This window comes from Sulfitobacter sp. M13 (assembly GCF_053474885.1).
This window is the reverse complement of the sequence record NZ_JBRKBN010000004.1, coordinates 22,779-47,278: the sequence shown is the minus strand read 5'-3', so window position 1 is coordinate 47,278 and position 24,500 is coordinate 22,779. Positions and strand designations below refer to the sequence as shown.

General features: G+C 54.5%; 20 protein-coding genes and 5 pseudogenes. 15 read left to right on the top strand and 10 right to left on the bottom strand.

The window, feature by feature from the left end:
- Positions 1–843, bottom strand: coding sequence for an arsenate reductase/protein-tyrosine-phosphatase family protein (locus tag ACVBAU_RS17400; RefSeq protein ID WP_448329559.1), 843 nt, complete (start codon positions 841–843; stop codon positions 1–3).
- Positions 844–943: 100 nt separating this feature from the next.
- The gene (locus ACVBAU_RS17395; RefSeq protein WP_448329558.1) at positions 944–1,363 is read right to left on the bottom strand and encodes a MerR family transcriptional regulator; all 420 of its coding nucleotides are present in this window, start codon (positions 1,361–1,363) and stop codon (positions 944–946) included.
- A 74-nt stretch (positions 1,364–1,437) separates the two neighbouring features.
- On the opposite strand from ACVBAU_RS17395, the gene ACVBAU_RS17390 reads away from it, so the two are divergent.
- The 10 genes and pseudogenes from ACVBAU_RS17390 to istB all read left to right on the top strand — a co-directional run bounded on the left by ACVBAU_RS17390 (position 1,438) and on the right by istB (position 9,297).
- Positions 1,438–1,842, top strand: a complete 405-nt coding sequence (locus tag ACVBAU_RS17390; protein ID WP_448329556.1) for a mercuric transporter MerT family protein — start codon at positions 1,438–1,440, stop codon at positions 1,840–1,842.
- Positions 1,843–1,853: 11 nt separating this feature from the next.
- Positions 1,854–2,150 carry a cation transporter gene (locus ACVBAU_RS17385; protein WP_448329555.1) on the top strand — a complete coding sequence of 99 codons (297 nt, stop codon included), beginning with the start codon at positions 1,854–1,856 and terminating at the stop codon, positions 2,148–2,150.
- Between the two features lie 7 nt (positions 2,151–2,157).
- Positions 2,158–2,421, top strand: a complete 264-nt coding sequence (locus tag ACVBAU_RS17380) for a hypothetical protein (RefSeq protein WP_448329553.1) — start codon at positions 2,158–2,160, stop codon at positions 2,419–2,421.
- 1 nt (position 2,422) lies between these two features.
- Positions 2,423–2,500, top strand: a pseudogene (locus ACVBAU_RS17375) (mercury resistance system transport protein MerF); the annotation flags it as partial.
- Between the two features lie 44 nt (positions 2,501–2,544).
- A complete protein-coding gene (locus tag ACVBAU_RS17370) occupies positions 2,545–2,817 on the top strand; it encodes a hypothetical protein (RefSeq protein WP_448329609.1) in 273 nt (90 codons plus the stop codon).
- 63 nt (positions 2,818–2,880) lie between these two features.
- Positions 2,881–5,769, top strand: coding sequence for a Tn3 family transposase (locus tag ACVBAU_RS17365; RefSeq protein ID WP_448329551.1), 2,889 nt, complete (start codon positions 2,881–2,883; stop codon positions 5,767–5,769).
- A gap of 122 nt (positions 5,770–5,891) precedes the next feature.
- Positions 5,892–6,449, top strand: a complete 558-nt coding sequence (locus tag ACVBAU_RS17360) for a recombinase family protein (RefSeq protein WP_448329549.1) — start codon at positions 5,892–5,894, stop codon at positions 6,447–6,449.
- Positions 6,446–6,904 carry a hypothetical protein gene (locus ACVBAU_RS17355; RefSeq protein ID WP_448329547.1) on the top strand — a complete coding sequence of 153 codons (459 nt, stop codon included), beginning with the start codon at positions 6,446–6,448 and terminating at the stop codon, positions 6,902–6,904. Before ACVBAU_RS17360 ends, ACVBAU_RS17355 begins: the two co-directional genes overlap by 4 nt.
- A gap of 117 nt (positions 6,905–7,021) precedes the next feature.
- Positions 7,022–8,486: pseudogene (gene istA, locus ACVBAU_RS17350) on the top strand (IS21 family transposase).
- A pseudogene (istB, locus tag ACVBAU_RS17345) lies at positions 8,483–9,297 on the top strand (IS21-like element helper ATPase IstB). Before istA ends, istB begins: the two co-directional pseudogenes overlap by 4 nt.
- 702 nt (positions 9,298–9,999) lie before the next feature.
- Here the strand turns inward: istB and ACVBAU_RS17340 are convergent.
- The 3 genes from ACVBAU_RS17340 to ACVBAU_RS17330 all read right to left on the bottom strand — a co-directional run bounded on the left by ACVBAU_RS17340 (position 10,000) and on the right by ACVBAU_RS17330 (position 12,095).
- The gene (locus tag ACVBAU_RS17340) at positions 10,000–10,734 is read right to left on the bottom strand and encodes a DsbA family protein (RefSeq protein WP_448329545.1); all 735 of its coding nucleotides are present in this window, start codon (positions 10,732–10,734) and stop codon (positions 10,000–10,002) included.
- 111 nt (positions 10,735–10,845) lie between these two features.
- Positions 10,846–11,421 (bottom strand): L,D-transpeptidase, encoded by a 576-nt coding sequence (locus ACVBAU_RS17335; RefSeq protein WP_448329543.1) that lies wholly within the window; start codon positions 11,419–11,421, stop codon positions 10,846–10,848.
- 83 nt (positions 11,422–11,504) lie between these two features.
- Complete coding sequence (locus tag ACVBAU_RS17330; RefSeq protein ID WP_448329542.1) at positions 11,505–12,095, bottom strand: L,D-transpeptidase; 591 nt, start codon at positions 12,093–12,095, stop codon at positions 11,505–11,507.
- A gap of 365 nt (positions 12,096–12,460) precedes the next feature.
- Between ACVBAU_RS17330 and ACVBAU_RS17325 the strand changes: the two genes are divergently transcribed.
- Positions 12,461–12,745 carry a hypothetical protein gene (locus tag ACVBAU_RS17325; RefSeq protein ID WP_448329540.1) on the top strand — a complete coding sequence of 95 codons (285 nt, stop codon included), beginning with the start codon at positions 12,461–12,463 and terminating at the stop codon, positions 12,743–12,745.
- Between the two features lie 118 nt (positions 12,746–12,863).
- On the opposite strand, the pseudogene ACVBAU_RS17320 reads toward ACVBAU_RS17325, so the two are convergent.
- The 4 genes and pseudogenes from ACVBAU_RS17320 to ACVBAU_RS17305 form a co-directional block, all read right to left on the bottom strand.
- A pseudogene (locus tag ACVBAU_RS17320) lies at positions 12,864–14,184 on the bottom strand (TRAP transporter large permease subunit).
- Positions 14,185–14,219: 35 nt separating this feature from the next.
- Positions 14,220–14,792, bottom strand: a complete 573-nt coding sequence (locus ACVBAU_RS17315; protein ID WP_448329538.1) for a TRAP transporter small permease subunit — start codon at positions 14,790–14,792, stop codon at positions 14,220–14,222.
- On the bottom strand, positions 14,789–15,712 hold the full coding sequence (locus tag ACVBAU_RS17310; RefSeq protein WP_448329536.1) for a cation diffusion facilitator family transporter: 924 nt from the start codon (positions 15,710–15,712) through the stop codon (positions 14,789–14,791). The genes ACVBAU_RS17315 and ACVBAU_RS17310 overlap by 4 nt, the downstream gene beginning before the upstream one ends.
- Positions 15,713–15,745: 33 nt before the next feature.
- Positions 15,746–16,186 carry a MerR family transcriptional regulator gene (locus tag ACVBAU_RS17305; RefSeq protein ID WP_448329534.1) on the bottom strand — a complete coding sequence of 147 codons (441 nt, stop codon included), beginning with the start codon at positions 16,184–16,186 and terminating at the stop codon, positions 15,746–15,748.
- 245 nt (positions 16,187–16,431) lie between these two features.
- On the opposite strand from ACVBAU_RS17305, the gene ACVBAU_RS17300 reads away from it, so the two are divergent.
- From ACVBAU_RS17300 to ACVBAU_RS17285, 4 genes are all read left to right on the top strand, one after another.
- Positions 16,432–18,771 carry a heavy metal translocating P-type ATPase gene (locus ACVBAU_RS17300; RefSeq protein WP_448329605.1) on the top strand — a complete coding sequence of 780 codons (2,340 nt, stop codon included), beginning with the start codon at positions 16,432–16,434 and terminating at the stop codon, positions 18,769–18,771.
- A 290-nt stretch (positions 18,772–19,061) separates the two neighbouring features.
- Positions 19,062–19,421: a hypothetical protein gene (locus tag ACVBAU_RS17295; RefSeq protein ID WP_448329532.1), complete on the top strand. Its 360-nt coding sequence runs from the start codon at positions 19,062–19,064 to the stop codon at positions 19,419–19,421.
- A gap of 199 nt (positions 19,422–19,620) precedes the next feature.
- On the top strand, positions 19,621–21,030 hold the full coding sequence (locus ACVBAU_RS17290; protein ID WP_448329530.1) for an efflux RND transporter periplasmic adaptor subunit: 1,410 nt from the start codon (positions 19,621–19,623) through the stop codon (positions 21,028–21,030).
- A gap of 11 nt (positions 21,031–21,041) precedes the next feature.
- Entirely contained in the window at positions 21,042–24,179 is a 3,138-nt protein-coding gene (locus ACVBAU_RS17285) for an efflux RND transporter permease subunit (RefSeq protein WP_448329528.1), read from the top strand.
- Positions 24,180–24,290: 111 nt separating this feature from the next.
- On the opposite strand, the pseudogene ACVBAU_RS17280 reads toward ACVBAU_RS17285, so the two are convergent.
- A pseudogene (locus ACVBAU_RS17280) lies at positions 24,291–24,500 on the bottom strand (transposase); the annotation flags it as partial.

The window sequence follows — 24,500 nt, the reverse complement described above, 5'->3', positions numbered from 1 at the left end:
TTATTCCTGTTTGGCTGTTTCTTTGCCGATGTCATCGACACGTTTTTGCAGCGATCCACGGTTCAGATTTTCGAACGACAAAGCGGTAAATGCGATGATCCGATTGTGCAGCGCCCCGTAGGTCTGGTGGAACGCGAGACGCTTTTGCGCATCCGTCCCCTTAGCCTTAACCGGGTCAGACATCCCCCAGTGACCTGAAACGGGCTGACCCGGCCAGGTGGGGCATTCTTCATTGGCGGCACGGTCACAGACGGTAAAGACAAAATCCATCTGCGGTGCGTCGGCACCTTGAAACTCCTCGATGTTCTTGGACCGCAAAAGCGACACGTCATGTCCCTTCGACTTGAGCATTTCTACCGCAAAGGGGTTCAGCTCTGAGCGATGCGCTGTGCCTGCCGAATAGGCTGTGAACTTATCGCCCACCATATCCCGCAAAATGGTCTCTGCGATAATCGAGCGGGCAGAGTTTCCGGTGCAAACAAAGAGGACGTTGAACTTCTTGTCACTCATGGGAGAGATACTCCTGAGAAGGTCAGAAAATTGCGGAGGGCAAAGATCTGCCCGACCGCGACAACAATCAACGAACAGTCCCGCAACAACCTCGCGAGCGGCATCCAGATTGATGGCGTAGAGCAATCGCGTTCCGTCTCGGCGTTGTGAGATCAGACCCGCTTGAGTCAGGGCTGACAGGTAGACCGATGCTGTGCTGGCTTTGAGCGCCAGTGCTTTGGCAATTTCACCAGCTGGAAGGTCATCCGGACAGCGCCGCATGAGCAGGCGAAACACGGCCATCCGCTGGGGATGGCTGAGGGTTGCGAGTCTATCTGTAAGCAATGATTCCATATTTCATGGATATTAGAAATATTGAATGCAAGTCAATGCAAATATTGCTTCAGGTCCTCAGGTAACAGAAAACTCGAGGGGCCGTTCTACCGACCGGCACTCACCGCACCTCAAACAGCGTTTCCAAGATCGGGCAGTCTGGCACGTCGCCTTGGCTGCACTCGGCCGCCATTCCAACGAGGGCTTTCTCCAACTTCCGCAGCCCTCTGATCTTTTCACGTACAGAAGCGAGATGCCCAACCGTCAAGCCATGCACCTCGCCACATGTGAAATCTTGCCGGTCCACCATTTCCAGCAGTGCGCGGATTTCATCAATGCTGAAGCCAAGCTCACGGGATGTTTTGATAAATGACAGCCGCTTGAGCTGGTCGTGGTCGTACTGGCGGTTGCCGCCTGCTGTGCGATCCGGCTTCGGCATAAGACTGATGCGCTCGTAATAACGGATCGTTTCAATATTCACGCCGGTGCGCTTGGACATTTCGCCAATTGGATAACCTCGCACGTTCGTGAAGTCGGACATCGAAAAAACCTCTTGCTTCTGTAGTGGCTACAGACCGCACCTTACATCAAGAAACCCAAATTGCGAGTGCCTGCATGACCGACACAACCGACGTTGACCTAAACCAGAGCGATCCTGACAGCCGCAAGGCGCGCATGATTGCGGCGGGTGGTATCCTTGGCGCTCTAGCCGCTTCAACGTGCTGCATTGTTCCGCTGATCTTGTTTAGCCTCGGCATATCTGGTGCATGGATCGGCAATCTGACTGCGCTTGAACCCTACAAGCCAATCTTCATCGTGATCACGCTGGGGTTTCTCGGCTACGGCTATTGGATGGTTTACCGCAAACCCAAGGCCTGCGCAGAGGGCGACACTTGTGCGCGGCCACTCCCCAACCGGTTGGTTAAATCTGCACTTTGGGCATCAACATTTCTGATCGTGATCGCGTTGTTCTGGAATTGGATCGCGCCGGTCGTTGCCCCCATTATTCTTGGTCTGTGAAAGGACATACAATGAAACTCTACCCTTCCGTCTTGGCCCTGATTGGTTTTATGGCCGCCGCCCCTGTCTTTGCGGCGGAGCAGACAGTGACATTCTCGGTTCCCGGCATGTTCTGTGCTAGCTGCCCCTATATCGTTGAATCAGCGATGAGCAGGGTCGGTGGCGTTGTAACAGTGCGTGCTGATGCTGGCACGCGAACGGCGCTGGTTACCTTTGATGACGCCATTACCAGTGCCGATGACATCGCGTTCGCCTCGGCTTCTGCGGGTTATGAAGCTGAGCTTTTGCCCAACGACAGTGGCTCCTGAGCCGCATATGAAAGATAGCTCAACAGGAGGCGTACTGGCCTTCATCGTCGCCGCACCAGTTGTCGTGATCTGCTGCGCAGGAAAGGCGGCTCTGATCGGAACCGTGCTTTTCGGAACGGCTGGATTTCTGACGGGTGCCAATTTGCTAACTGCAGCCTTGATGGCCACGTTTAGCGGCATCGTGTTTCTGGCGGCGCGCAATTTCGTACGGATGCGCAGACATAATCAAGAATGTGAAAGGGGCGACCAAAGTGAACGACAGACTTCTTAAAATGGGCATTGTCGGCACGGTGATTGCTGCGCTGTGTTGCTTCACGCCAATTCTGGTCGCGCTTTTTGGCATTGTAGGCCCCATCGGAAGGTTTGTTCGTAGAATACCGTTAACAAGGAACGCATGGCGAACAAAAATATCAGGCAAAACGATAAAGCCATTGCTGAACAGCATGTTGCATCAATCGGAGCGTTTCAAGTCGATTTGCAGAGTTGGGTATCCAACTCTGCCTGTCTCAAAATCGACCGTTTAAAAGGCAACCGCTTGCAGGCCTTGCCAGACGTCAAAAACACCCCTTGTCGTGTCTCTTTACCCGTCTTTTTACGCTCAGTGTCTCAAAATGGGCCTAACTGGCCCGAAGCTGCATATTTGGGCATAGTGTGGAACAAGGCATGAACATATATTGTGATTGACGGTTGATATTTACCGTCGAAGACTGCTCCCTTTTGGGAGGGTTGGATGTCAGATCGGGCATTTTTAGAAATCTGGAGCCTATCGTTTTCTGATTTTGAATTTTTAGAGACCTACCATCAGGGATCTCGGGTTTGGATCGGCGTGCAACTTCTCTATTTTCGAGATCATGGACACTTTGCGGGAGAATTGAACGACATACCCGACGATGCACGTAATTATGTCGGGGATCAGCTTGGGCTCGATGGTGCGATGCCCTACAATGTCTCAAAGGATACGGTTCGGCGCCACCAGCTGGAAATCTTGCGCCACCTCGGATTTCACCGGGCCACGCAGAGCGACCGTCAGAACTTGCGCGATTGGCTCAAAAGCACTCTTGGTGGGCGTGAGGCAAGTTTTGAAGACTGGGTTATCGAAGGCTATCGCTGGTCACGACAGCATTCGGTTTTCATCCCTTCTGACAAGATTATGGAGCGGATTGTACGCTCTGCCCGAAAAGCGTTTCGCGACGCGCTTTTCCAACAGATCTCCGAGCGTTTGTCATCTGGGACCGTCTCTGCGCTCAATGACTGTCTTTCTGACCCACTTCTCCCAACCGGCTTCCAGCGCATGAAAGACGATATAGGTGCTGCAACCCTGGAAAACGTTCTCCTGGCATCGACAAAGCTGGCGTTTCTACAACGACTGGATTTGCCCTTCGAATTGCTTGCGCACATTGACCGGAGATGGATCTCACGGATAGGGCGGCAAGTTGAAGGAGAGACAGCGTCGGAGATGCGTCGCCATCAGCAATCTCATCGCTTTGCCCTCTTGGCTATTTATCTCATGCAACGGCGTGCCCAACTCATCGACGGACTAATTGATCTTCTGCTTGAGATTGTCCATCGGATGGGCACCCGGTCACGGCGCAAGGTTGTTCAGAAGATTCCAGCGGATATAGGGGCAGTTCATGGCAAGGAGCGCCTGTTGGTAGATATTGCCTTGGCAGCTATCAGCGAACCCAAAGGTGTTGTTGAAGATGTAATCTATCCGGTTGTCGGTGTCGCCAAATTGCAAGCGGTGGTCAATGAGTATGAAGCCAAGGGAAGTTTGGATCAGCGGATCCAAAAGGTGATGCGCGGATCGTATGCCAGTCACTACCGGCGCATGTTACCGCCGCTTCTTTCAGTGCTGGAATTTCGATCAAACAATAGGTCATGGCAACCAATGCTGGAGGCCTTACGGCTGATAGTGCGCTGGAATAATGATGGGCGTCGGTTTATGCCCGCTGAGCGCGCGCCCAAGGGAACCATTCCGGGAAAATGGCGGGAAACAGTTGTCGACGACCATGGCCGTCTGAATGTGATCTCCTATGAGGTTTGTGTTTTGGCCCAACTTCGGGAGCGCATTCGGGCTAAAGAGATATGGATCGTCGGGGCTGATAAATACCGCGACCCGGACGACGACTTGCCACAGGATTTTGAAGAGCGTCGCAGCGCTTATTTTAGAGGCCTTGGCCTGCCTCAAGATGCGCAGGAGTTCATTGCGGGCGTCCGGAAACAACTCGAAGACGAACTACACCTTTTGAATGCGACAATCTCTGAAAATGCCGGTGTAAGGCTGAACTGGCGCGGCGATAACCGGATCAGAGTTACACCATTCGCGCCAGCGCCGGAGCCGCAAGGTCTTGTCGCCCTCAAGTCAGAGGTTTCCCGAACCTGGCCAATGACAGGGCTGTTGGATGTCTTGAAAGAAACCGCTCTTGAAACAAAATTTCTGGAGCAATTCCAAACCTCGGCCAGCAGAGAGGTCCTTCCACGGGAAACGCGAGATGGCCGACTTCTGCTTTGCCTTTATGGCCTTGGAACCAATGCTGGCCTCAAACGGGTCGCATCAGCCACGTCTGGGGTCAGCTATGATGAGCTTTTGCACATTCGACGCCGGTATATCGACCCACCTTCATTGAAGGCGGCCTGTGCCCGGGTTGCGAACGCTACTTTGGCCATCCGCAATCCGGAAGTCTGGGGGGACGCGGGCACAGCCTGCGCGTCGGACTCTACAAAATTTGGGGCTTGGGATCGTAATCTCATGACTGAATGGCATGCCCGTTATGGTGGTCGCGGCGTCATGATTTATTGGCATGTGGAACGCCAGACAACCTGCATCTATTCTCAGCTCAAACGTTGTTCCTCTTCAGAGGTGGCCGCCATGATCGAGGGCGTCCTGCGACACTGCACCGATATGGAAATCCAGCGACATTATGTGGACAGCCATGGTCAGAGCGTCGTGGGCTTTGCCTTCTGTCATCTTTTAGGTTTTGAACTAGCGCCGCGTTTGAAAGCCATTGCACGGCAGAAGTTGGCGTTGCCAAACGCCGGGATGCGGGCCCAACTTCCGAACCTGCTACCTATCTTGTCGGGTGTTATCGATTGGGAAGAAATCGAACGGCAATATGACGAGATGGTAAAATACGCGGCCGCCATGCAGACCGGGACGGCTGATCCGGAAGCGATCCTGCGACGCTTCGCCCGCACCGATGTGATGCATCCAACATACAAAGCGCTGGCAGAACTGGGTCGGGCCATCAAAACGATATTCTTATGCCGTTACCTGCGTTCGGAGGCTTTCCGGCGAGAAATCAATGAGGGGCTGAATGTTGTTGAAAACTGGAATAGCGCCAACGGGTTTGTCTTCTTTGGTAAGGGCGGAGAAATCGCAACCAACCGTATCACTGATCAAGAGACCTCGGCCCACGCGTTGCATTTGCTGCAATCGTCTCTGGTCTATGTCAATACGCGTATGGTGCAGTCGATCTTGCGACAACCGCGCCTGCAAAACAGCCTCTCCGAAGAAGATCATCGGGGGCTGACGCCGCTGATCTACGCGCACATCAACCCTTATGGAAGGTTCGAGGTCGATCTGAATAAACGCATCGACTTTGATCGGGCCGTCGCTTGAGGCCTGTCATTTTGGGTATACCCTACCTTACGTATCGGATGAACACATAAAACAGGTGGAAACCTGTTCACTTTGGGTGCCTTTCTATATAATGAACACATGTTGGCATAGGCACACTCAAAATGAACACATCCAGCGCAAAAATCGGCTACGCCCGCACCTCAACCACAGATCAGAACCTTGATGCTCAGATCACGGCGCTGAAGGCGGCCGGATGCGGCATGGTCAGGACTGAGCAAAAGAGCGGTGCCAGCCTTGAGGGGCGTCCAGAACTCAAAACCATCCTCGACTTCATCCATCCGGGTGAAACTCTGGTCGTGACACGGATTGATCGGCTGGCCCGATCTCTCAGCGACCTTCAGGTCATCGTTGCGGCGCTGAAGGACAAGGGTGCGCATCTTGCCGCGACCGAACAACCGGTGGACACCTCAAACGCCACAGGCAAGGCTTTCTTCGACATGCTTGGGGTCTTTGCCGAATTCGAAACCAACCTGCGGCGGGAACGGCAGGCCGAGGGCATTGCCGCGGCCAAGCAGCGTGGCGTCTACCGTGGGCGGGCCGCAAAGATCGATATGGCTGCCCTGCAAGTCAAACTTGCCGAAGGCCTCTCTCCCACAGAAATAGCGCGTGACATGGGCGTGTCGCGGGGCACTGTCTACAAAGCAAAGGCCTTAATGTGAAAAAAAACAAGAGGAAGGCAGGGCAAACAGTTGCCCGGCAACCGATCCAGGAAAGCACGAGAAAGGCAAAGGTGCCACCACCTCGAAACCTGACCCCGCCGCTCTGTGAACGTCTCCGTCGCGATCTATTGAAAGCATGTCAAGGCGTGGCTGAAACCCACGGCCTGACCGTCGAAGGCGGTGAGTTGCATGACATCGATCTGCGCCACGGCTTCAACATCAGTTTCCGCGTTGGCATTCCAATGGAGGACGGCGCGATCTATTCGCCGGAGAAAGCAATGTTCGAAGTGCTCGCACTTCCGTTTGGGCTCGAGCCATCTGACTATGGGCTGATGAGCGACAACCACCATGGCCGGTGCCGACAACCACCATGGCCGGTGCCGACAACCAGTTTGGCCGGTGGGGCTGAACGGAAGACGGGCTTGCCCGTCTGGAGTGCAGCCCCACCGGCCTGATTGATTTCGGGGGTAGGTGCTGGTCGCTGCGGGTTGGTAAGCCGGAAGCCTCTGCGTTCATACGGAGGATCCGGGTTGGCCTATAAACCCATCACCGACCAGCAATTGAGAATTTACATGACTGACCTACAAAAACACAGCCAGCGCACTTCGGCCGCCCGTGCCGGGTTCAGCGAGCGAACCGCGCGACGCTTCGATATCGACCCGACGTTTCCCTCGAACCGCAATATCGTTCACGGGCGCACGGTGGCCGATCCCCTTGAAGGCTATTGGGAGAATGACCTCCTTCCTCTGCTTGAGAATGACAGCGCGTTGCAGGCCGTCACGCTGTTGCGCCATCTTCAGAGCGAGCATCCCCTGGCTTTTCCTGATGATCGCATCGCGCACCCTGGAACGTCGGGTGCGGCAGTGGCGGGCGCTGAAGGGACCCGAGCGCGACATCATCTTCCGCCAGACGCCTGAGCCGGGATACATGGCCCAGTCAGACTTCACCCATGCCGAAGAGTTGGTTGTCACGATCGCAGGACAGGCTTTCCCGCACCTGCTTTACCACTTCGTCATGGCCTACAGTCGCTGGGAACATGTCGGCGTGGTCCTCGGTGGGGAAAGCTTCACGGCGCTGGCCGAGAACTTGCAGCAGGCCCTCTGGTCGCTGGGCGGCGCGCCGCAAAACCACCGTACCGACAGCCTCTCGGCCGCCTTCCGTAACCTGACCGTCGACCAGCGTGAGGACATGACCAAGCGCTATGATGCGTTCGTTGGCCATTATGGCATGGAAGCCAGCCGCAACAATCGCGGTGAGGCCCACGAAAATGGGGCAGTGGAATCCCAGAACCGGCATCTCAAGAAAGCCATCGAACAGGCCCTGATCCTGCGCGGCAGCCGTGACTTCGGATGCATCGAAGACTACCGGCGGTTCGTCGATACCTTGGTGGCACGGCGCAATCGGCAACGGGCCGATGCCGTTCAGGCGGAACGGGCCCACTTGAAGCCCCTGCCGCAGCGGCGCACGACAGACTTCACCGAGATCGTGGTGCCGGTTACGAGGACCGGTGGCTTCCTGGTCAAGAGCATCTTCTACAGTGCGCCCTCGCAGCTGATCGGGCAGCGTCTGCGCATCCACCTCTACGATGATCGCATCGAGGCGTTTCTCGGCGGCACCCTCGTTGTAACCCATCTCCGAGCCCGCGGGCGCGTCGACGGGCATCGCGTCCATGTCATCAACTACCATCACGTGATCCATGCCTTGCGGCGCAAGCCACAGGCCCTGTGGAGTTCGATCTATCGTGACAGCCTTTTCCCCCGGACCGAATACGCTGAAGCCTGGAAAGTTCTGCAGCGCGACCTTCCGCGACGCGACGCCTGCCGCCGGATGGTCGATCTGCTCTTCATCGCCCACGAACAGGCTTGCGAAGTGGAACTGGCATATCTCCTTGCAGCAGACCTCGACGCTGGCTTGGTGCCGGATCCCAAAGCGCTGGCATCACGGCTTGCTCCAAGACACATGGCGTTACCGGCGGATGTGACCGTCGTCCACCCGGCGCTGGACAGCTTCGATGCGCTGCTGGGGGCAAGCGCATGACCGCCCGTGAGATCGACATCCACACGCTGCCCAGCATGCTGACTGCGCTGCGGCTTCCCAGCTTCCACAAGCTCTGGGTCGAGATCGCCACCCGCGCGGACAACGAAGGCTGGCCTGCTGCCCGTTTCCTCGCCGTTCTGGCGGAATATGAACTGGCCGAGCGCGACATGCGTCGCATCCGGCGCCATCTGAACGAGGCGCAGCTGCCGGTCGGCAAGACGCTGGCCACCTTCGACTTCAAGGCGTTGCCCACCCTGCCGCGTGCCCGGGTGGAGGCCCTGGCGGCCGGCGACTGGCGGACGGGGGTGGCAACCTGATCGCTATCGGGAACTCCGGCACTGGCAAAACGCACGTTCTTTGCGCCATAGGGCACGCCTTGGTCGAGGCAGGGCACCGCGTCTTCTACACTCGCACCAGCGATCTGGTGCAGAGACTTCAGGCCGCCCGCCGCGATCTCGTTCTCGAGGCGGCTCTGGCGAAGCTCGATAAGTTCGACCTGATCATCCTCGACGACATCACCTATGCCCACAAGGACCAGGCCGAAACTGGCGTCCTCTTCGAACTCATCGCCCGACGCTATGAATACCGCAGCATCGCCATCGCGGCCAACCAACCCTTCAGTGGCTGGGATCAAATCTTCCCGGACAAGGCCATGACCGTCGCGGCCATCGACCGCTTGGTCCACCACGCGACCATCCTCGAGATGAACGCCGAAAGCTTCCGTCAGCGGGCCGCGGCCACCAACAGGATGGCACTGGCCGAAGCGGCAGCGACAACCAACAACGACAACCAAAACGAAGGAGAGACCTAACCCAAAACACTGAACGAAACGCCAACCTCAGCGGCCTCAGAACCGGCCAAATTGGTTGTCGCCCGCGGACAAGGTGGTTGACGCTCTACAATGGGCGGACCTTCAAAGCACGCGGTGAAATGTTCAGGATTGTGGCCATAAATCCTAACAGGCCAAAGTATCCTATCAGTGTCGAGCGCGTGTCAGACGGGCGGGGGTTCAAGTTTCCGGCCGAAGATGTGGTACTGTACATAAGGAATGCAGAGGGGCACGTCGGTCCATAAATGTTCCACCAAAAGCCCAAATATGCAGCTTCGGGCCAGCTAGGCCTGATTGCGCAAATGCCTTCGGCACCAATCGCAACAGAGATGCAAATGCCAATGCAACACTCGCTTGATGAATCTGTTTCATCGCCCGCTTTGGATACAATCACAGGCATTTCATGCTGTGTCATTGCTGGCATTGTTTTGTGAGCCTGACTGTCAACTGTATGATTTATCGTGGCCGCTGATTTACATGCGCCTCAACGACACCCGCTACTGCCCTCCAAGCCTGTTCCACACGACCAACTCAGGATGCGCAGCTCATCTTTTGCACGCCTAAGTTTAGTGATTTTTCGCTTACCACAGTGAGACCTCTTGCTCTGGATAACTCCAGAGATAGAGATACCAGCAGGTGGAAGGTCTAGGCCTATAAGGTCCGATTTTACAATAGTCGCCCTTTTCACTCGGGGACGAGTGCGACTATCTTTTCAAGAAGGGTGCCGCGCTCGATCACACCGGGGATTATTTCGTCACCCAATACGAACGTCGGCGTTCCAGTTATACCCAAAGCTTCTGCCAAACGCAGAGAGGCAGCAATGTGATCGTTCACTAGGTCTGATTGCATGTCTGTCTTCAAAACTTCGAGATCGAGCCCCACATCGCCTGCAATTTTCATAACGCTTGCTTCAACGGCTTGCCCGTTCAATGCCATCATTGCCTCGTGAAACTGCTGATATTTACCTTGGTTTCTCGCGGCAAGTGACGCGCGCGCCGCAACTTCGGAACCGGGCCCTAGGATCGGGAATTCACGATAAATAATGCGGACATCCTTGCTTGCCTCCAGTACCGCTTTGACCTCTGGTGCAGCGCGGCGACAATACCCGCAGTTATAGTCAAAGAACTCGACAAGTGTGACGCTGCCGTCCAAGTTCCCGAAGATCGGTGCATTCTGTTCGAAATCATCGCGCAAGACAGATAGAGCGGTAGACTGCGCTTCGGCGGCAGCTGCAGTTTCACGTTCCTGAAGGATTGAAAGCGCTTCGATCAGAATTTCGGGTTTTTCCAAGATCGCTTCAAGTGCGAGACGCTTGATATCTGCTTCATTGAGTTCTTGTGCGACCACAGTAGTGAAAGAAAATGCTGCTAATACTGTTGCGAGAACAATTTTTGACAGGCCGCGTCGCGCTAATAACATCTTGTATCCTTCCTAGGATTGAGGGGAATCCGGAGGTGATTGAGTGATCTTCCCCAGGAAATCTTCTGCTGAAAGCTATCAAAAACACGCTGATCTCGCCAAGGAAGTGTTCTAAGTTGCGGGGTACAGGATCACACGGGTATCCAGCGGGACTTTATCATAAAATTGGACAATCTGATCGTTCACCAATCTGGCGCACCCGTTTGAGACTGCACGGCCGATAGTGCTTGGGTCATTTGTGCCATGCACACGCAAAAAGGTATCGCCGCGACCCGGTTGAAAGAGGTAGAGGGCCCGCGCACCTAGAGGGTTGCTCAGACCGCCAGGCATCCCATTCCGAAACGGCCCATATTTCTGAGGCTCACGACGCAACATGCCCGGGGTCGGTGTCCAGCTGGGCCATTCCTTCTTTGCCCCAACATAGAATTCGCCTGCCTCATAAAGACCCGGGCGACCGATCCCGACGGTGTACCGAATTGCAGTGTTATCCGGTTGGGTCCAGAACAGGGCAAACTGGCTTGGTACAACATGAATTTCGTAGGGAGCAGCGCCCGCTGGAATGCTCACTACTTGAGGCAAGTACTCCGGCGGTAAATCATACTTTGGCAGCACTACATGAGCTGAAACCGGTTGACTGCCCAAAGCGCCGACAGCCCCGGCGGCAAGGAGAAATTTTCTTCGTTTCATGAGGCTATGGCTTTCGGGTGGTCAACATAGAATGGACGCTTGTACACGAGAACAGACTTTAACAAGTCATGCAAAGTGCGGCATCAAAACAGTTTCACCTGTGTTCCTACTTCGGCCAAAGCGAACAATTCTTTGATATGTTCGTTGTAAAGACCGATGCATCCATTCGACGATTGGCGGCCAATCTTCCGCGTGTCCCCTGTTCCGTGGACGCGATAATATTGCCATGAAAGGTAGAGCGCATGCGTGCCCAAGGGGTTGTCTGGACCCGGTGGAAAATAGTCTGGCCAATCGGGATTGCGGATTTTCATCGAAGGCGTGGGGCGCCAGCTTGGTCCTTCTACCTTCTGAATAACGCTAGTGTATCCGCGTTTTGTCAGCTCTTCGGATTCCGGGACGCTCGATGGATAAAGCTTATAGACGCTTTCATCCTCTGACCAATATTGCACCGCTCGGGAGTCAATGTCGCACAGGATTGCTCCGTTGTTTAGATTATCGAAGTGATCCCTCCAGTTTGAGGTGCTGAAGGATGAAATATTGCGGCGCACTGGTGGTGAAGCAAGTGGTGTTGTGGTTTGCGCGGTTGCACCGCCAGTTCTTAGAAACAGCACGCTTGCAGCCGCACCGAGCAGTGCTCCACGACGTGAGATAGATGAGTTTTTGATCTGCTTCATGTTGCATCCTTCAGTCTTGCCTGTTTTCGTTGGTTTACAACCTTCACCCACTGGAGCTTCAAACGAATAAATGTCACAAAAACGTGAGGTGAAGGACGAACGAAGTTCCATCATGATAATAAAAGCTACGTCGCGTAGGGCACAGTCCAGCCAATCACATTTAACGTATGCTCCTGTTCCCATGAAAATTGGGCAAGAAAGTCAGCTTTTTATTTTGCGAGGCAAAGGTAGAAAAGGCGACCCTTAAAAGATGGCTTGTATAGGTTGCTCTGATCCTAAATTGGTTCTTCAATAAGGAGCGCAGGGAGTGCGGCTCCCCAACCCCATTTTCAAGAAACAATACGACATTGATAGGAACGGTAAGAATGAAATTTAGCATGAGTGGTCTTGGTTTTGCGATACTGGCGCTCGGAGGGTGCGCTGATTTTAGCGGCCAATCACGCACCTCAACTGAAGGCTTCATCAAAGAACTGCCCGAAGGTGTTCTGGAAATAGCAGCGCCGTTCCAAGATTTGAACGCCGTCAGGATCGAGCCGACAGACGGATGCTTCGTTTATCGCTATGTTGGTCCTGTTGAGACGACGTACTTGCCTTTAAGATCGAAAAGGGGCAACCCAATTTGTACCAGAGAGCCAGGTGCTACGGGTTAACTCAATTTACAACGAATGAATGCGTTGACGTGGGACTTTGTTCGCTTGGACAGACAGTAGGCTGACCGGCTGAATAGTGCTGCGCGGGTTCGGTGTTTGGGTGTATTGTGCGAAAGCATCACAGCGAAAGCTGAGATAAGTTCAACGACACTTTTGGCAACCAAATGACCAATGTGGGAAACAGCACGACGAGCACAAGAAGGACGACTTCCAATATGACAAGTGGGATTGCACCACGGTAAATATCAGCAAGAACGACACTAGGCGGGGCGGTCATTTTGGCAAAGAACAATGCGTACCCGAAAGGTGGCGTGAGGAATGATGTTTGCAATGTTAGCGCGATCAATGCACCCAGCCACACGGTCGCCGCATAGGCCGAGCCGACGTGATCAGAAAAGTCGAGCTGCTGAAATATGGGCAAGAAAATCGGGAGAAACACCAAAAGGATTTCCATCCAATCAAAAACAAACCCAAGCACCAGAACCAGACCTAGTAGGAGGACTAGCGTTTCCCATCGATTGAGATTGAAACCCGTGATCCAGTTGAACAAGACGTCCGGACCTCCCACCAAGTGAAAACTCAGCGAAAATACCGTCGCTCCAACAACAATAAAGAATACCATCGCAGTCAGCGTTCCCGTTCGCATGATGGCATTGTGGAGCATCGCTAGGCTGAGTTGTCCTCGGATTGCTACCAGCAACAATGATCCAAACACACCAATTCCGGCGGCTTCGGAAAGGGTCGCGACGCCTGAAACAATGCTCCAAGGGATGGACGCAATCACTAAAAGTGCGGCGATCATCGACAGGTATTGCGGCTTCTCTTTTTCTTCGTTGATTGGGCCTCCGTCATCTTTGGCGCTGATGGTGGCGATGAAATAGATCGAGAACAGGATCACGAGCAGCAGCACAGGAACAACCATGGACATGTACATCACGCTGATCCTGAGCCGGAAAAGGGCCTGCGACGAAAAACAACATGATCGCAGGTGGAAATATGACGCCGAGTGCTCCAGATGCGGCAACTGCACCCCCCGCAGCGCGAGGAGAATATCCAGCATTCAACATCGGGTGATAGGCAACCAGCGCAACTGTGATGACGGACGCCCCAATGACCCCCGCAGCTGGTGCAAGTATCAAGCCAACCAGTAATGTAGCGATTGCGTATCTTCCCCGAAGACCGCGCAACATATGACCCAGTGTATGAAAAATGGTTGATGCGATGCCGCTGCCGTTGAGCACCATTCCCAAAAGTATCAGCAATGGCACGCTCGTGAACTGAACGCCCTCATTGGTCAGCGTACCCCGAACCCGCAAATAATAGAGGCCCAAGTGCTGGAAATCGGTAAGGCCCATCATGGCAGCTGCAAAAAACCCAAGTATCCCGGTTCCGGTCAAAACCAGTGCGACAGGAAAACCAGAAAAGACCCCACCAGCCATGATCAGCAGCATTCCGACTGTGACAATTTCAACCATCACATTAAAGGCCCATTTTGTTCCACGGGTGCGGCGAAATCGCGCGTTCCCTGCAGAAAGGCGATGTTGCGGGCAATAACAACAACGCCAGACAAACCAAGAAGTATCGGTCCGAACACGCCCGCAAGTCGCGACATCCACACATCAACATCTGCATATTGAGTGGTGCGCATCAGGCCATCCCAGCCATAGAAGCTGAGCACCCCACTGAGAGGTATCAGGATTAAAACACAGCCAACCAACTCGATTTTCGCCTGTGTCTGGCTGGACCAATGCCGACGAAAAACATCAACCCTAACATGACCGTCTTGCAGATATGTGAAGCCAAACAGCATGAAAATCATAACGAACAGGAGCGATGTCGACATATCCGGCAGGATAGAAGAGACGCCAATTTTTAGTTTTCTGTCAAGAATCTGAAGTATGCTAAACAGTGCAATCGGAACAACGGTCGCCCACGCAGCAATGACCGACATGCTATTGATCAAACGCTCCAAGCCATTGACCGCTCGCATGCCGGGCCCATCCGGTGTCATTTCTAGGCCCCCCGCCTGATTTTCATCGTGTTTCAAGTTGGCGAATTCCCATAAATATTCATCTCGTCCTCTTCTCGGTCGGGCACCTCCATTTCGAGGGTGATATGGGTGACACCACAATGAAGAAGCAAAACTGCTTCAATGCGGTCCCTGATTGCTTCCGCGCAGGACCAATCACCGCTGTTCACAACGACATGCGCATCAATCGCCGTTTGGTGTCTGCCCATCTGCCAGAAATGGACATGATGCGTATCTGCAACGCCTTCGACAGCAAGGATGCGTTTGATTACATCGCCTGGAACAAGGGTGTCCGGGCGGCCGTCCGTAAAGGTCCGAAATGTGTGGATTTGGCACTTGATTGACATCCAGGTGAGGCAAATGACGATAATGACCCCGATCAAAGGGTCCAGAATATTTGATTGATACAGCATCACTGATATCCCAGTTACAAAGACCGCGATGGGGACTGAAAAATTAATCAGGTCACTTGAAGACGGCCATCGTTTGGCGTTCTTTTCATTGGTTGCAAACAGCGCGATCGCTAAATTTGCCGCGACGGACAGCACTCCGAGAGTCACAATAAGGAGGCCGTTTGGTTGTACGGTACGAAAAAGCCGCTCGGTTCCTTCGTAGAACAGATATGCGCCTATCAAGGTCACAGTCATGTGACCAATCAAGGTGGCGGCTGTTTCAACGCGCAAATAATTCTCCGCAATCCGTTCATCTTCCTGCGGCTGACTAGTTTTCCTTGCAACAGATGAGGCGATCTTGGGAAACACGATGAACAGATTGTTCAAGGCGTCCGCGAGGAGCGTGATGCTTCCAGCAGCGATACCACCAATCCCAAGCAGAAGGCTCATCACGAGCCTTGCTATGATCACCACTCGAAAACGCCAAGCAGAATGCCTGACTTTATCGCCTACGCCAGTTGGCAATTGATCTTGAACACTTTCCATGGACCGAAGATAATTCCTACACCGATTGTAGGTTCAAGGGTTATTTTGCCCTCCAAAGGCCTCGTCAGATGACGGAAAATCGATGTATTTACGGAGGCTTTCAAGAACCTGACAGGATGCCACACTATTGCATGGGCACTCCCTTACCATCTGTTCTAATACCTTCTTTTGATCGAGCAGCAGCAACAGTTTCCGCTCTAATACGTTCAATTGCCGCTGTGCGACGTTAGTTGCTGATTTGCAGGAACCTCGCGCACCGCTGGAAAGCTCAAGCAGTTCGCGGATCGCTTCCAAGGAAAATCCGAACTGGCGGCTATGAAGAATAAATTCAAGTCGATCAATGTCGGCAACACTGTAGCGTCTTTGGCCACCCCTTGTTCGCCTTGTTGGTTTGAGCAAACCCACTTGTTCATAGTACCGGATGGTTTGAACTTTACTTCCTGCGCTACGCGCTACAGCGCCAATTGTTAGCATAAAAAGTACCTAAATTCTATGTTGCAAGGGCAGGAAGATTCAGTTGACGATTGAAAGTTCTTTATACATCGCCTCACCCTACCTTATCGGGAAATGTTGAGCGACGCTAGCTGTGGTGGCACCTGCAGTAGTCCCATTGAGCGAACAACTGGTTCGTGGGACGGCGCTCAAATTTACCTCTTGAACCTCTAGCCACTGTAGCTCTCATATTAAAGAAAATGCGCCACAAGGAATTTGCTATGTCGATGCCTGACCACACTGATCGCGACCACAATCACACAAAACGTGAGTCTGATAGCTGTTGCAGTCAGAACGCAGCTGCTGTTGGACAATCGTCTGCCCCGCCGCCAACTGTCGGGCGGAGCTTTCGCGTCAATGGGCTAGACTGCGCAGAAGAGGTCGCCATTCTCAATAGAGTTATTGGGCCCGAGGTTGGCGGTTCGGAGAACTTGGCCTTCGACGTTATGAACGGACGGATGACGCTGCTGGAAGGCCCAAAAACCCTGACCGATGACCGCATCATCAAGATCATAGGATCGACTGGGATGAGCGCAAAGCTATGGGATGCCGAAACCGCAAACGTGGATCAGGCAGCTCATTTCGCACGCCAACGGCTTTTTACTGGGCTGAGCGGTGGATTCTGGGTAGCTGGATTCCTGTATCACATTGTCGAAACTGGCCTTGGTGGCGCACTCAGGATCTTTTCTGGTCATGGCGCATCCACGATGCCGCTGGCCGAGATCGGCTTGTTTCTGCTCGCCATCGTTTTTGGTGCATGGCTGGTCGCACCCAAAGCATGGTCGTCTGCGCGAAGACTGTCACCAGACATGAACCTGTTAATGATTGTCGCGGTAGCTGGTGCTATTGGACTTGGCGAATTATTCGAGGCCGCAACCGTCGCTTTCTTCTTTGCTTTATCGCTGGCATTGGAATCCTGGAGCGTTGGACGGGCGCGCAATGCGGTTTCAGCGCTGCTGGACCTTGCACCGTCTACAGCACGTGTGATCCGCAGTGATGGGTCCGAATCTGATGTGCCGGCAGCAGAAGTCGTTGTTGGCGATCAATTCGTCGTTCGCGGCGGTGACCGCATTCCCCTCGACGGTGAAGTGACCGAGGGACACGGAGATGTCGATCAGGCACCGATCACTGGCGAAAGCGCGCTTGTCGCGAAGGAAGCGGGGGATGATGTCTATGCGGGGACAATCAACGGCGATGGTACGCTGATGGTCAGGGCAACCAAGGCCTCAAATGACACTGTTCTGTCCAAGATCATTCGTATGGTCGGTGATGCACATTCACGTCGCGCAGAAGTCGAACGGTGGGTTACAAAGTTTGCGCGTATCTACACCCCGATCGTCATGGCATTGGCGCTGCTGATCGCCGTTGTGCCGCCGCTGCTGTTCGCGGGGGCGTGGAGCTACTGGATCTACAACGCACTTGTGCTGTTGGTGATTGCCTGCCCGTGCGCGTTGGTCATTTCCACCCCGGTTTCCATCGTTGCGGCACTCGCCGCCTCAGCCCGAAATGGCGTCTTGATCAAGGGCGGGGCCTATGTCGAAGCGCCGTCGCGCCTTACTGCGCTCGCGATGGACAAGACCGGCACTATCACAATGGGCGTGCCAGAAGTGGCTGGTCTACACCCTCTAAACGGCACGTCAGAGAGTGATCTGCTCAGCGCAGCGGTCGCCCTCGAGGCACGATCCTCGCACCCTCTGGCTCGGGCAATCCTAGCGCGCGGCTTACGCGACGAGCTTGAACAGATAGCAGCGACAGATACAAAAACAGTGCCAGGTCGCGGTGTCGAAGGGATTTGGCAAGGGAAGCCAGTCTGGCTTGGCTCGGATCGCTTTGCCACCGAAAAGGGCGTTGGCGATGCCATTCCCCGCAATCTACTGGAACAGATCGAAGGAGCGGGCAGCACACTTGTTGCTGTTGGTAGCAAAGACCAAGTTTTGGGTTTGATCGAACTGCGCGACCGCATCCGCCCGGATGCAAAAGGCATCGTTGCGCGACTGCATGCACAAGGTGTCCAGAAAATCGTCATGTTGACTGGCGACAACGAACGCACAGCACGCGCCGTGGCGGCAGTGGTTGGTATTGATGAGGTGCGCGCCGAACTGCTCCCCGAAGACAAGGTACGAGCTATTGAAGAACTGGTTGAAAAATACGATGTCGTTGCGATGATCGGTGACGGTGTGAATGATGCACCAGCCATGGCGCGGGCTCATTTCGCCATTGCCATGGGCGCAGTTGGCTCAGATGCTGCCATCGAAACCGCCGATATCGCGCTTATGACGGACGATATCGGCAAGGTGCCATGGCTCATCGGACATTCGCGCCGGACAATGAACATTATCCATCAGAACATCGGAATATCGCTGGCGACCAAAGCGCTATTCGTTGGGCTTACTGCATTTGGCATGGCCAGTATGTGGGGCGCTATCGCCGCTGATGTTGGTGTCTCATTGCTTGTCGTTGCTAACGCTTTGCGGCTGCTGCGGGCCAAGAAAGACAATGGTAAGCCGAAGGATTATGAAACATTGAGTGAAAAAGAAATGCAAGGTGTGCAGGCAAATGGTCATTGAACTCAAAAAACCAAATTGGAAACCGCAGAAAAAAACAGCGGAGTTGTCCGGGTTTGGTTGAGGACATTGCAGGGCAAGTTAATGCGCGCTAGCGAGCTCAATGAGCATCGCGAGCAAAAGATGAAAAAAGATCGCAGTAGGGAGTCAAATCTTGGCTTTGAGTTGCGAGGCGCAAGACTTCACTCAAGTAGCGTAAATGTGAACGGAAACTAGCCTTTGATTCTGATGGTGAACGACATGCGACAAAAAGCGAATGGACCATCGGTTACGTGTCCTGTAAAGGTCCCATTATGAAGTACTTGTCTGCCATTCGTGTTGCTAAAATCGGGTTGGCCATACTGCTTTCGGCTGCTCTGAATTTCAACATTGCAAAAGCCGATGCCCATGTGTTTGAGGCAATTGAAGCGGTCTTTGAAAAAGTTATTTTTGCTACCGATACGGGTGATCTTGATTTAGCTACTCAGGATCAAAGATTTAGCGAAAATGGTGAGGCATCCCATGGCTTTGGCGATTGCCATATCCACATCATTGGACTGAAGCAGGCGCAGTTGGCATGCGATCAGTCGTCAGCAGACCGATCGCGACACTGGGCTGACGCCTCTGTGGTCCTTGCCACGCTCCAAGGTTTTTACCGTCCTCCGCGAGGCTGATCTGCCCCATTGCAGAGTGGTATTTTACATATCCCGTGTCGGAACGGGCTTTGTAGAAACTCATAAATATCACAGCAGACCAAACCGTTTGAGGCGAATCTGTTTCAGGGCCATTTCATCGGTTTGATCATGGCAGACAAAGTTCCAACAGGTGCCCGAACGTGTTTTCGGTGACCTATTCAATTCCTGGAGTACGATTATGAAACTGACAACGATGACCATGGCTGCGCTGACGGTGGGCGTATTTGCCTTCGTCACGATACCTGCCACGTCTGGCAATGCGGAAACGCCCTTGCCGATGACTGCCGCGGCCGCAACCCCGCCGAAAGATGACGACCACGCCGGTGAAGCCAAGGATGCGCACGACAATGATGACCACGCCGGTGAAGCCAAGGATGCGCACGACGATGATGACCACGCAGGTGAAGCCAAGGATGAGCACGACGATGATGACCACGCAGGTGAAGCCAAGGATGCGCATGGCGATGACGATCACGCGGGCGAAGCTGAGGGCGCACACGGCGATGAAGGCGGTGGCGATATCGTCAAATTGGCACCTGAAGTGGCGCAAGAGGCCGGAATCCTGCTCGAGCAAGCTGAATTGGGTGCCTTGGGCGAATCCCTTAGCCTGCCAGCAGAAATCCACTTTGACGCAGACCGGATGGCAAATGTCACGCCCAAGGTGAGCGGAGTCATCGACCGGCTTTTGGTTGGTGAAGGCGACACCGTTGCCTATGGAGATACGCTGGCACTGATCACGAGCCGTGAGCTTGCCGGGTTGAAATCACAATGGATGATTGCGCAAACAAATGAAGTCCTTGCCGCACAGGCGTTGGAACGCCTGGAAGGTCTGTGGGCGCAAAAAATCACATCCGAGGCGAATGTCCAAACGGCCCGCGCAGAGCATGAAGCGGCAAAGACCAAGAGTGAAGCAGCAGAAACCGAGCTGCATGCCGTCGGAATTGATCACGCCGCCCTCGAAAAAATAGCCACTGCTCCGGATGGAAACAACGCCAATGCCTATCTGACTGCACCACTTGCGGGAACAATTGTGCGACGTGCGGCGACGCTGGGGGAAACGGTAACAGCGGGGGATTCCAGCGCCAAGGTGCTATTCACGATTGTCGACGACAGCGTGGTTTGGGCCGATATCGCAGTTTACAAACAGGATATCAGCCGCGTCCGGATTGGCGCCCCGGTTGCCCTTAAATCAGACGCTGGCGATGTCATTGCGCAATCAACAGTGGCTTTTGTCCTACCGGTTATTGATGAAGTGTCGCGCACGGCGACGGCGCGTGTCATCATCGACAACTCTGACAGAACCCTGACCCCCGGCCAGTTTGTGATTGCAGATCTCAGCGTCGGCAATGCCGCGGAGGTTTTGCGCGTGCCACAATCCGCCGTGCAACTGGTAGAGAACCGCCCGTCTGTTTTTGTCCCTGTTGAGGGTGGGTTCGCACCGCGCGCCGTCATGGTCGGTACAACCGCTGGCGGCTATGTGGAAATCCGCACCGGGCTGGAGGAAGGCGACCTCTTTGTCTCTGATGGTGCCTTCACACTCAAAGCCCAACTTGAAAAAGACGCCTTTGGCGATGGTCACGGACATTAGGATAGCTGATTATGACTGATTTTATGCACCGCATCGCAGGCGGCTGGCTTTTGGCGGCCATTGCGGCTTTTGCGATGACGCTTGGCGGGCTTTTTGCGTTTCGCGCTTTGCCTGTCGACGCCTTTCCCGACGTGACACCCGCGCTGGTTCAGGTTTTCACCGAAACAGAAGGGCTCGCCCCCGAAGAGGTTGAACGCTATGTGACCTATCCGATCGAAACGGCGATGTCGGGTCTGCCAAAACTCAAAAACATGCGCTCGGTCTCCAACTTCGGGCTGTCGGTGGTGAACATCTATTTCGAGGACGGGACGGATGTCTATTTCGCCCGTCAGGTCGTGGGCGAGCGGCTCGCCGAAGCGCGCGGTAATATCCCCGACGGGTTTGGCGACCCGCAAATGGGTCCGATTTCAACCGGCCTTGGCCTCATCCTGTATTTCCGCCTGGAAGACCAGACCGGCGCACGCAACCTTGTCGAGATGCGCGAAATTCAGGATTGGATCGTCAAGTATCAGTTGCAGACCGTGCCGGGTGTCACCGAGGTTTTGTCCCTTGGTGGCTATGAAAAGCAATATCAGGTCAGGCTCGATCCCGATGCGCTGCTTGCCTATGATATTCAAATCGCCGATGTGATCAGCGCATTAGAGCGCGGAAATAAAACCGAAGGGGCGCAATTCCTCGAAATTGGATCCGAACAATACACGGTGCGTGGCGTTGGACTTGCGAAGACAATCGCGGATCTCGCGGAGATTGTCGTCAACGTGGACGACGGGCGCACCGTGCGCGTGCGCGATCTAGGCCACATCATCGTTGGCGGTGGCGTTCGGCAAGGTCTTGCAACCGCCAATGGTGAAGGGGAAGTTGTCGCAGGGCTGGTTCTGAAACTTTATGGCACCAACACATCCGATGTCATCGCGCGGGTGCAGAAGCGCTTTGAGGAAATCAACGCAAGCCTTCCGGATGGTGTACTGGCGGTCCCTTACTATGATCAGGGCACGCTGGTGAACAAGGCCTCCGCAACTGTTACGACGGCGTTATGGCAGGGGGCTGTGCTTGTGGCGTTGGTCGTTTTCGTCTTTCTGGGTGGCTGGCGTCCCAGTCTGGTTGTGGTCCTATCGATCCCGTTTTCCGTAGGTTTTGCTTTTATCGCAATGTACGCTCTCGGTATCAGCGCCAATCTGATGTCACTAGGGGGGGTCGCCATCGCCATCGGGATGATGGTGGACGGTGCGATTGTTATCTCTGAAAACGTGGATCGCAGTTTTGAGGAAGGCGACGGCTCTGAAGAGCCGCGTATGTTGGTTGCCCGATCTACTGCCGAGGTAATCGCACCTCTGGTGGCGGCGGTTGCCGTGGTTATCGTTGTTTTCCTGCCGCTATTCTCGCTGCAAGGGGTTGAGGGCAAAACCTTCCGGCCCTTGGCGGCATCGGCTGCACTCGCCATGACCGGATCGCTGTTCTATGCGGCCCTGATTGCGCCTTCCATGGCCTTTTCGGTGATGCGCCGATCCGGCAAGAAGGCCCCTGACAAGCCGGGGCGGACTGTCGCGATGGTCAGTGGTGCGGCCGGGTTCTTTGTCCGTAACCGTTTTTTCGCCATCGTCCTGTGCGGCATATTTTTGGCGGTGGGCGGTTTTGCAGGATCGCGACTTGGTTCCGAATTTACGCCATCGTTGGAGGAAGGCGATATTCTGATGCGCGTCACCATGGCACCCTCGATTTCGCTTACCGAAGGAACGAAGACGACGACGCTTGTGGAAAAGCGGTTGTTAAAGAACTTTCCTGAAATCAAGTCCATCGTGACCCGTATTGGGCGTGGTGAGGTTGGCGCGCATGCTGACCCGACCAACAGCGCCGAAGCCTTCATCGAGTTGAACCCGGTCGATCAGTGGCGACCCGGCTTGTCTGCCGAAGGTTTGCGCACGGCGATTTCGGAAGATCTGGAAAGCTTTCCGGGGATCGTGGTGAATATCGGCCAGCCCATCGCGATGGCTGTTGATGAATTGCTGACCGGCACACGCGCCGAACTGGCCGTCAAAATCTTTGGACCGGATTCCGAAATTCTGTTGGAGCGATCACAAGTCCTGCAGTCACTCCTCCAACAGGTTGAGGGTTCTGCCGAGGTACAGGCCGACCAGATCACCGGTGCGCCGCAACTTGTGGTAACCGTGGATCGGTCAGCCCTTGGTCGCTACGGGCTTGATGTGGAGGACGCGTTGGATGGGCTGCGTGCAGCCGTCGGCGGGGCCGAGGCCGGATCACTGTTCGAGGGCGTGCGACAGTTTCCGATCGTGGTGCGTTTTGACGAAGAAAGCCGCGACACACCGGAGGCGATCAGACGCATCGTGCTGGAATCTCCTTCGGGCGCACGGGTGCCGCTGGACACAGTGGCCAATATCGAAACTGTAATCGGTCCACGCCAGATCACACGCGAAGATGGCGAACGCTTTATCACGGTCCAGTCCAACGTGCGCGGTCGCGATATCGGATCTTTCGTTGCCGAAGCGCAGACGTTGACGGACGCTCAGTTGGATCTACCGCCCGGGTATCGTTTGGTTTGGGGCGGCCAATTCGAGCTTCAGCAACAGGCGAATGCCCGTTTCAAAGTGGTCATTCCTATTACGTTGGGCATCGTTCTGCTGATCCTTCTGGTAACCTTTGGTCGCCTGAAATCAGCGATCCTCATCCTGTTGAATATCCCCTTGGCGCTGACGGGTGGTGCGATGGCGCTCTGGTTGACAGGGTTACCAGTGTCGGTGCCTGCTACTGTCGGGTTTATCGCATTGTTCGGCATCGCGTTGGGCAACGGTATGGTCTTGGTCAGTTTCATGGATGATTTTGCGCGCGCCGGTCGCAATCTGGAGGCTTTGGCCATTGAGGCCGCAGGGCTGCGCGCGCGTCCGGTCCTGATGACCGCCATGACGACGGCACTTGGGCTGGCACCATTGCTCTTCGCCACCGGCGTCGGTGCCGAGGTCCAACGCCCGCTTGCGACTGTGGTAACCGGGGGGCTTGTTTCGTCAACCGTGCTGACCCTACTGGTCATGCCCGCATTGCACCGCTGGTTTGCGCCCAGACAAGGTGGGCATCATTCACTTGTCGAAACGGTCCACGAGCATGGTACGAAGGCAAAATCTGTAAAGAAGGCTTAGGGCATATATGTTCTGATGCGCAGGCAAAGGTGCACGGCTGTTTGGCGGTGCGTGCACCCTTGCGGCCGTACTTTGGGTCAATACAACGCATCTCCGGTCAAAAGAGGAGTACTATAGGCTGATGCAGATAGTTTCGCGTTTGGAATATAATTCCAGATACTGGAGGATGACATCGTCGGTGACATTCCCTGACGTGGTCGAAAAGAATCCACGTGCCCAAAATAGCGTTCCCCAGTATCGTTTGCGCAATTCGGGAAACTCAATCTGCACGTGCCGCGATGAGCGCGCCTTGATCTGCTGCATCAAGGTAGAGAACGCCAA

Coding starts and splice junctions, on each gene's coding strand:
- ACVBAU_RS17310 (WP_448329536.1), bottom strand. CDS start 15,712: ATGGAAAGTGTTCAAGATCAATTGCCAACTGGCGTAGGCGATAAAGTC.
- ACVBAU_RS17400 (WP_448329559.1), bottom strand. CDS start 843: ATGGAATCATTGCTTACAGATAGACTCGCAACCCTCAGCCATCCCCAG.
- ACVBAU_RS17385 (WP_448329555.1), top strand. CDS start 1,854: ATGAAACTCTACCCTTCCGTCTTGGCCCTGATTGGTTTTATGGCCGCC.
- ACVBAU_RS17295 (WP_448329532.1), top strand. CDS start 19,062: ATGAAGTACTTGTCTGCCATTCGTGTTGCTAAAATCGGGTTGGCCATA.
- ACVBAU_RS17290 (WP_448329530.1), top strand. CDS start 19,621: ATGAAACTGACAACGATGACCATGGCTGCGCTGACGGTGGGCGTATTT.
- ACVBAU_RS17285 (WP_448329528.1), top strand. CDS start 21,042: ATGACTGATTTTATGCACCGCATCGCAGGCGGCTGGCTTTTGGCGGCC.
- ACVBAU_RS17360 (WP_448329549.1), top strand. CDS start 5,892: ATGAACACATCCAGCGCAAAAATCGGCTACGCCCGCACCTCAACCACA.
- ACVBAU_RS17340 (WP_448329545.1), bottom strand. CDS start 10,734: ATGTTATTAGCGCGACGCGGCCTGTCAAAAATTGTTCTCGCAACAGTA.
- ACVBAU_RS17330 (WP_448329542.1), bottom strand. CDS start 12,095: ATGAAGCAGATCAAAAACTCATCTATCTCACGTCGTGGAGCACTGCTC.
- ACVBAU_RS17325 (WP_448329540.1), top strand. CDS start 12,461: ATGAAATTTAGCATGAGTGGTCTTGGTTTTGCGATACTGGCGCTCGGA.
- ACVBAU_RS17380 (WP_448329553.1), top strand. CDS start 2,158: ATGAAAGATAGCTCAACAGGAGGCGTACTGGCCTTCATCGTCGCCGCA.
- ACVBAU_RS17300 (WP_448329605.1), top strand. CDS start 16,432: ATGCCTGACCACACTGATCGCGACCACAATCACACAAAACGTGAGTCT.
- ACVBAU_RS17335 (WP_448329543.1), bottom strand. CDS start 11,421: ATGAAACGAAGAAAATTTCTCCTTGCCGCCGGGGCTGTCGGCGCTTTG.
- ACVBAU_RS17370 (WP_448329609.1), top strand. CDS start 2,545: ATGGCGAACAAAAATATCAGGCAAAACGATAAAGCCATTGCTGAACAG.
- ACVBAU_RS17305 (WP_448329534.1), bottom strand. CDS start 16,186: ATGCTAACAATTGGCGCTGTAGCGCGTAGCGCAGGAAGTAAAGTTCAA.
- ACVBAU_RS17365 (WP_448329551.1), top strand. CDS start 2,881: ATGTCAGATCGGGCATTTTTAGAAATCTGGAGCCTATCGTTTTCTGAT.
- ACVBAU_RS17390 (WP_448329556.1), top strand. CDS start 1,438: ATGACCGACACAACCGACGTTGACCTAAACCAGAGCGATCCTGACAGC.
- ACVBAU_RS17395 (WP_448329558.1), bottom strand. CDS start 1,363: ATGTCCGACTTCACGAACGTGCGAGGTTATCCAATTGGCGAAATGTCC.